General features: G+C 62.4%; 6 protein-coding genes. 4 read left to right on the top strand and 2 right to left on the bottom strand.

Features of this window, described 5'->3' with window-relative positions:
• Positions 1-596: polyhydroxyalkanoate synthesis repressor PhaR (phaR, locus tag E5W70_RS29445; RefSeq protein ID WP_292664806.1), on the bottom strand; the 596-nt coding region annotated here is incomplete at its 3' end.
• A gap of 278 nt (positions 597-874) precedes the next feature.
• On the opposite strand from phaR, the gene E5W70_RS29440 reads away from it, so the two are divergent.
• Entirely contained in the window at positions 875-2,059 is a 1,185-nt protein-coding gene (locus E5W70_RS29440) for an acetyl-CoA C-acetyltransferase (protein WP_292664805.1), read from the top strand.
• Positions 2,060-2,163: 104 nt separating this feature from the next.
• A complete protein-coding gene (gene phbB / locus E5W70_RS29435; RefSeq protein ID WP_292664804.1) occupies positions 2,164-2,889 on the top strand; it encodes an acetoacetyl-CoA reductase in 726 nt (241 codons plus the stop codon).
• Between the two features lie 67 nt (positions 2,890-2,956).
• Here phbB and E5W70_RS29430 read toward each other — a convergent pair whose 3' ends face one another.
• Positions 2,957-4,207 (bottom strand): NAD(P)/FAD-dependent oxidoreductase, encoded by a 1,251-nt coding sequence (locus E5W70_RS29430; RefSeq protein ID WP_292664803.1) that lies wholly within the window; start codon positions 4,205-4,207, stop codon positions 2,957-2,959.
• An 82-nt stretch (positions 4,208-4,289) separates the two neighbouring features.
• Here E5W70_RS29430 and E5W70_RS29425 point away from each other — a divergent pair, with 82 nt between their 5' ends.
• Together E5W70_RS29425 and E5W70_RS29420 are read left to right on the top strand one after the other, a co-directional pair.
• Positions 4,290-4,874, top strand: coding sequence for a TetR family transcriptional regulator (locus tag E5W70_RS29425; RefSeq protein ID WP_292664802.1), 585 nt, complete (start codon positions 4,290-4,292; stop codon positions 4,872-4,874).
• A 702-nt stretch (positions 4,875-5,576) separates the two neighbouring features.
• Positions 5,577-7,368 (top strand): helicase-related protein (locus E5W70_RS29420; protein ID WP_292664801.1); only part of this gene is annotated, 1,792 nt, incomplete at its 3' end.

Here is a 7,368-nt window from a genome sequence, read left to right as displayed (position 1 = left end):
TCGAGCTTGCGCTGCATCGCGGCGATCTGCTCCTTCAGCTCCTGAAGGTCGTCGGGTTTTTCCGGCGTTTCTTTCTTGGCCGGTTCGGCCGGTGCTGCTGCCGGCGCAGAGCCCGCAGGCGGGAACGGCGTGAACAGCCGCATGGCGTTCTGGAACATTTCCATGTTACGCCGAGTCTGCTCCTCCAGCACCTTGATCGGCGTCGCGATCTTCATCATGTCCATCGGCGACTTGCCGAAGGCATCTTTCATCTGCTCGCGAAAGCGTTCCTGCTCCTTCGAGAAGGCCAGCATCGACTGCTCGAGAAAGCTCGGCACTATCATCTGCATCTGGTCGCCGTAATAGGCGATGAGCTGACGCAGGAACGGGATCGGCAGCATGTTCTGCCCGTCCTTGTTCTCCAGCTCGAAGATGATCTGGGTCAGCACCGGATGCGTGATGTCGTCACCGGTCTTGGCGTCCTGGACAGTAAAGTCCTCGCCTTTTTTGACCATTTCAGCGAGATCCTCGAGCGTCACATAGGTGCTGGTGCCCGTATTGTAGAGACGGCGATTGGCATATTTCTTGATAACAATAGGTTCGTCTTTTGCGGCCATCTGCATCCTCCCCGGACACCGGGCAGCTTAAGTAAGCCGCCGGTAACGATTGCGCCTTTTTAAAGGATATGCGCAAAAGCGTCATGAATCCAAGCAGTTTGTGCAGTGCGAGAACATTTTATGCTGCGCAGCACGGATGGGCTGCCGTCGCCGCGACGCGCGGCCTGCTTGCGACGGAGCAACGCCCTAGCCATTTCGGGTTTGACTCGGGTTGTGGAAAGGGCAAGAAAAGTCCCCGACGGCACCCGAAATCGTTCCCCGAAAGCCTGGAGAAGAACATGTCCGCTTCCAACGCCATCGTTGTCGCCAGTGCGGCACGCACGCCCGTCGGCTCCTTCAACGGCGCCTTCGCCAACACGCCAGCCCATGAATTGGGTGCCGTCGCCGTCAGGGAAGCGCTGGTCCGTGCCGGCGTCGACGGCAAGGAGGTGGACGAGGTCATTCTCGGCCAGATCCTGACCGCGGCTCAAGGGCAGAACCCGGCGCGACAGGCGGCTATGGCCGCCGGCGTGCCGCAGGAGGCGACCTCCTGGGGCCTCAACCAGCTCTGCGGCTCCGGCTTGCGCGCCATCGCGCTCGGCATGCAACAGATCGCCCAGGGCGACGCAAGGATCATCGTTGCCGGCGGCCAGGAATCAATGTCGATGGCTCCGCACGCGCAGCATCTGCGCGGTGGCGTCAAGATGGGCGATTTCAAGCTGATCGACACCATGATCAAGGACGGCCTGACCGATGCCTTCTATGGCTATCATATGGGCAACACCGCGGAGAACGTCGCCCGCCAGTTCCAGATCACTCGTGACGACCAGGACCAGTTCGCACTGGCTTCCCAAAACAAGGCCGAGGCCGCGCAGAAAGCCGGAAAATTCAAGGACGAGATCGTTGCCTTCACAGTCAAGGGCAGGAAGGGCGACACGATAGTCGACCAGGATGAATACATCCGCCACGGCGCGACAATCGACGCCATGACCAAGCTCAAGCCCGCCTTCGACAAGGAAGGCACGGTAACCGCTGCCAATGCCTCCGGCATCAACGACGGCGCCGCCGCTGTGGTGCTGATGACCGAAGCGGAAGCCGCAAGGCGCGGCATCACACCGCTGGTGCGTATCGTTTCCTGGGCGACCGCCGGCGTCGACCCGCAGATCATGGGGACGGGACCGATCCCCTCCTCGCGCAGGGCGCTGGCCAAGGCCGGTTGGTCGGTCGGCGACCTCGATTTGGTCGAAGCCAACGAGGCCTTCGCCGCGCAGGCCTGCGCCGTCAACAAGGACATGGGCTGGGACCCGGCGATCGTCAACGTCAATGGCGGCGCCATCGCCATCGGCCATCCGGTCGGCGCCTCAGGCGCGCGCATCTTCAACACGCTGGTCTACGAAATGGGCCGCAGAAGTGCCAAGAAAGGTCTTGCGACGCTGTGCATCGGCGGCGGCATGGGTGTTGCCATGTGCGTGGAAGCATTGTGATGAGATAAGCAATACGAATAGGATGCTGGCGCAAAGCGAGTAGGGAATAGAGGGCAAACCCCACCGCTTCAACGCTCAGTCATCTGCATTTCCCGGGAGGACATATGACAAAGGTTGCAATCGTCACAGGCGGGTCGCGCGGCATCGGCGCGGCGATATCGGTCGCCTTGAAAAGCGCCGGCTATTCGGTGGCCGCAAACTACGCCGGCAATGAGGAAGCGGCGGCAAAGTTCAAGGCCGCGACCGGCATCCCGGTCTATAAATGGTCCGTCGCCGAGTACGAGGCCTGCGCCGCCGGCATCAAACAGATCGAGGCCGATCTCGGTCCCGTCTCGGTGCTGGTCAACAATGCCGGCATCACTCGCGACGCGATGTTCCACAAGATGACGCGAGAGCAATGGAAGGAGGTCCTCGACACCAACCTTTCCGGCGTCTTCAACATGACGCATCCGTTGTGGGGCGGCATGCGCGACCGCAAGTTCGGTCGCATCATCACCATCTCCTCGATCAACGGCCAGAAAGGCCAGGTCGGCCAGGTCAATTATTCGGCCTCGAAGGCCGGCGATATCGGCTTCACCAAGGCACTGGCCCAGGAAGGCGCGCGCGCCGGCATCACCGTCAACGTCATTTGCCCCGGCTACATCGCCACCGAGATGGTCAAGGCGATGGACGAGAAGGTGCTTAACGAGCGCGTCATCCCGCACATCCCGGTCGGCCGTCTCGGCGAGCCGGAGGAGATCGCGCGCTGCGTCGTCTTCCTCGCTTCCGACGATGCCGGTTTCATCACCGGCTCGACCATATCAGCCAATGGCGGGCAGTACATTAGCTGAGGCCTGGGGATGTCGCGGATGACTCCCGTACCAGCCCAACGGCGAGTACGGGCAGACAACCGGGCTGTCACGCGGCAAGCTTCAGCTCTGGGTTGGCTTTAGGCTGGGTTCGGCCAATTGCACCCGGCTCGCACGCAGGTGCCGGTAGACGGGCAAGCGGCGCCCGACTGAGGCCCGACAGCTTCAAGGCGATGCGGCGCTTCAGGAATGGTGTGAGGTTCAGCACCGATAGCACGAGGTTGCGGACGAACCGCTTCACCGGACTGTGGGTAAGCGCCATGCCGGTCATCATGCCAGCCAGGTCAAGCACCTCTTGGGCTGCTGGGCGTCGCAGTGTTTCATAGCGTTCGAGCTCGGCTTCCGGGCGCACGCCGTTCACCACGTCGCCAAGCAACTGACCAAGCACGACCGCGTCGACGATGCCGGTATTCATGCCTTGCCCTCCCGCCGGGCTGTGTACGTGCGCGGCATCGCCCATCAGGAACAACCGGTCCTTGCGGTATGACCGGACCAGGCGGTGATGCACGCGAAAACGCGAGCTCCATTTCAGGTCGAGCACCCGGCCTCTTTTACCGGTCGGTCCGCGGCTGTCCAGCAGCGCCTGTATGTCTGCGACCGCGGGTTTTTCCGGCGCGTCGTCCATTGTCGCAACGACGCGGTATGATCCGTCCGGAAGCGGCGCCACCACCACCAGCCCGGCTGGTGCAAAGAACAGCGACACTTCGGTTGGCCCAACCGGCCAGTCGAGACGAACGTCGGCGAGAACGAACGACGCCTCATAGGCCGCGCCGTCGAACTCGATGCCGGCTGAGCTGCGCACCAGGCTGTGCATACCGTCGCCGCCAACGACGTAGCGTGCCGATATGATCTTCTCGCGGCCGTTCTCGACCACCGTCACGCACGCACCGTCAGTGTCCTGAACCACGGCCTTGGCCTCGACCATGCGGTGGATCACGCCGCCCAGGGCGGCAATCCGCTCGGCGAACACCTGCTCGGTGAGATTCTGAGGCAGCATCATCAGATAGGGATGCCTCGACGGAAGCCTTCCGAAATCGAGCTTGAGCAGTGCCCGGTTGCGGTCGCGGATGGCGAAATTCCGCAGCTTCAGGGCAAGTTCGCTCAGCCGCTGCGTGACGCCCAGCGGCTCCAGCGCTTCCAGCGTCTGAGCGTGGATGACGCCAGCCCGCGAGGTCTGAAGGCCCTCCCCAAGCCTGTCGATCAGAACATGGTCGACCCCGGCCTCGTGCAGCACGATGGACAGCGCCAAGCCGGTCGGGCCGGCGCCAATAATCAGGACTTCCGTTGTATCGGGCAGCATTTTCTCTCTCCATTTGTCAACATTTGTTGACTTTTAGCCGAAGCCGTTGCATTTGTCAACGGTCGTTGGCATATGCATTTTCATGACCGAGAATCAGTCGAAGAAACCCAGCAAGTCGGACCGCACCCGGGCTCAGATACTTGAGGCCGCGAGGCTCCTGTTCGCCGAACGCGGCTATGACGGCGCCTCGATCCGCGACGTCGCGGCCCATGCTTCGATCGATCCGGCCATGGTGATCCGCTATTTCCGCAGCAAGGACGAATTGTTCGCCAGGGCGGCGGTCGTCGATCTGAAATTGCCGGCACTACGGGTGATCGACCGAACCGATATCGGCAAGACACTGATCAGGCGATTTCTCGAAATCTGGGAAGATCCGGCCAACGGTACCGGCATGGCAATTCTGCTGCGTTCGGCGACGTCGAACGAATTTGCCGCCGAAAAGTTGCGCGACGTATTTGCCAACCAGGTGAGGCCATTGGTTGCGGCGGTCGCTGATCCCGCCGATGCGGGCCGGCGGGCCGGGCTCATTTCCAGCCAGTTGCTGGGACTGGCGATGTGCCGGTACCTGCTGCGGCTTCCGCCGGTCGTCGCCCTGTCCCACGACGAAATCATCCAGAACGTCGGCCCCACATTGCAGCGCTATGCCGTCGGAGAGGACGTATCCTGAACAAGCCGTTCAGCGTGGTTGGCCGAGTGTGAGCCTCATGCAGCAACTGCGTCGACCCGATGGCCATGACGCCGCGTGTGCCGAACCAGTACACAAAGGTTAACGGCCGCTGCGCAGCCTGTACAAAAACGGCCCGGCAGCCTGTGGATTCTCGGTGGAAAAGCTGTTCACAACACAACATGTTGCGGTGAACAAACCAAGAAACTTCGGCTATCTCTGATTCGTCGCCGATTCGTTCCGACTTTGAGCGGAACGTTAACGGCGAGAGCTGAAAACACCCTCGAAATGATTAAGGCGCATTAGGAAACATCAATAATTTCATAATGTTGGGCGAAGCAGGTTGGCCGGCCACGATCATTCACCGGCAAAGGTTAACCGTGGTGCTGGCTTGGATGCCGCCTGCATGAATCGGGCCAGTTTCCGGGATTCAGCATATGGTGAGATTCGCCGGCAGAAAGCCCAGATGTAGCCGTGAACAAAACCTGAATCAGCGCGAGTCAGTGATTCGTCGCTGATTCGTTCCAGACTCGTTCCAACTGTTAATCGGGAACAGATTTTGTGGCTTTGAAGCGACTAATCGGCCCGCCCTCGGCACATTCCGCTTTCGCTTCGCGCCCGAAATCCCTATGTGTCGCCTGTCATACGCGGCCAATATGGGCGCGCTCCCGACAATGCGAGGCAGAGAGCCTTATTTCCAGGCCGATGAACATCCATCCGAAACACACTGAACCGCTGATCCTGTCGGGTCGAGACGTGACGGCCGTGCTCGGCCCGACCAACACCGGCAAGACCCATCTCGCCATCGAACGCATGGTGGCGCATGAAAGCGGCGTCATCGGCCTGCCGCTCAGGCTGCTTGCCCGCGAGGTCTATACGCGCGTCTGCGAGAAGGTCGGCGCCCATAAGGTTGCGCTCATCACCGGCGAGGAAAAGATCCAGCCGGCGGGCGCGAAATACTCGGTCTGCACCGTGGAAGCGATGCCGCGCGAGACCGACGCCGCCTTCGTTGCCATCGACGAGGTCCAGCTCGCCGGCGATCTCGAACGCGGCCACATCTTCACCGATCGCATCCTGCATCTGCGCGGCCGCCAGGAGACGCTGCTGCTGGGCGCGGCCACCATGCACGGCATCCTGCAGCGCCTGCTGCGGGGCGTGTCGGTGGTGACCCGGCCACGGCTATCGCATCTTGCCTACGCCGGCTCGAAGAAGCTGACCCGCCTGCCGCGGCGCACCGCGATCGTCGCCTTCTCGGCCGACGAGGTCTATGCCATTGCCGAGCTGATCCGCCGCCAGCAGGGCGGTGCCGCCGTCGTGCTCGGCGCACTCAGCCCGCGCACCCGCAACGCCCAGGTGGCGCTATTCCAGTCGGGCGACGTCGACTACCTCGTCGCCACCGACGCCATCGGCATGGGCCTCAACCTCGACCTCGAACACGTCGCCTTCGCCCAGAACCGTAAATTCGACGGCTACCAGTACCGCAACCTGACGGCGGCCGAGCTCGGCCAGATTGCCGGCCGCGCCGGCCGGCATCTGCGCGACGGCACCTTCGGCGTCACCGGCCAGGTCGATCCGCTGGATGAAGAACTGGTCAAGAAGATCGAGGCGCATGATTTCGACCCGGTGAAAGTGCTGCAGTGGCGCACCGCGCATTTCGATTTCGCCAACCTCGATGCGCTGAAGCGCTCGATTGAGACCAACGCCCCGGTCGAAGGCCTGACGCGCGCACTGCCGGCCGTGGACGCGCAGGCGCTCGAACATCTGTCGCGCGACGAGGACATCCGGGCACTCACCACCGATGCCAGGCGCGTGGCGCTGCTTTGGGAAGCCTGCGCGCTGCCCGACTACAGGAAGATCGCGCCGGCCCAGCACGCCGACTTGATTGCTTCCATCTACATGGACCTTGCCAGGCACGGCCATGTCGACGAGAACTACATGGCCGAGCAGGTGCGCCGTGCCGACACCACCGAAGGCGACATCGACACGCTATCGCACAGGATTGCCCAGATCCGCACATGGACCTTCGTTTCCAACCGGCCCGGCTGGCTGGCCGATCGGGCACACTGGCAGGAAAAGACGCGCGAAATCGAAGACAGATTGTCGGATGCGCTGCATGAGCGGTTGACGAAACGTTTTGTAGACCGCAGGACTTCCGTCCTCATGCGGCGCCTTAGAGAAAACACGATGCCTGAAGCCGAAATCAGCCCAACCGGAACCGTCCTCGTCGAGGGCCACCATGTCGGCGAGTTGCAGGGTTTCCGCTTCACCGCCGACCAGAGCGCCGGCGGCGAGGACGCCAAGGCGGTGCGGGCAGCGGCGCAGAAGGCGCTTGCCGCCGAGTTCGAGGCGCGGGCCGAGCGCTTCGGCGCCTCGGCCAATGGCGACATCGCGCTGGGTTCGGATGGCACGTTGCGCTGGATCGGCGCCCCGATCGGCACGTTGGTTGCCGGCGAAGACGCTTTGAAGCCGCGTCTCGTTCTGCTCGCCGACGAGCAAC

The organism is Mesorhizobium sp., assembly GCF_005063415.1.
GTDB lineage: Bacteria > Pseudomonadota > Alphaproteobacteria > Rhizobiales > Rhizobiaceae > Mesorhizobium.
The sequence above is the reverse complement of the archived record's forward strand: the minus strand, read 5'-3'. Positions and strand labels throughout refer to the sequence as shown.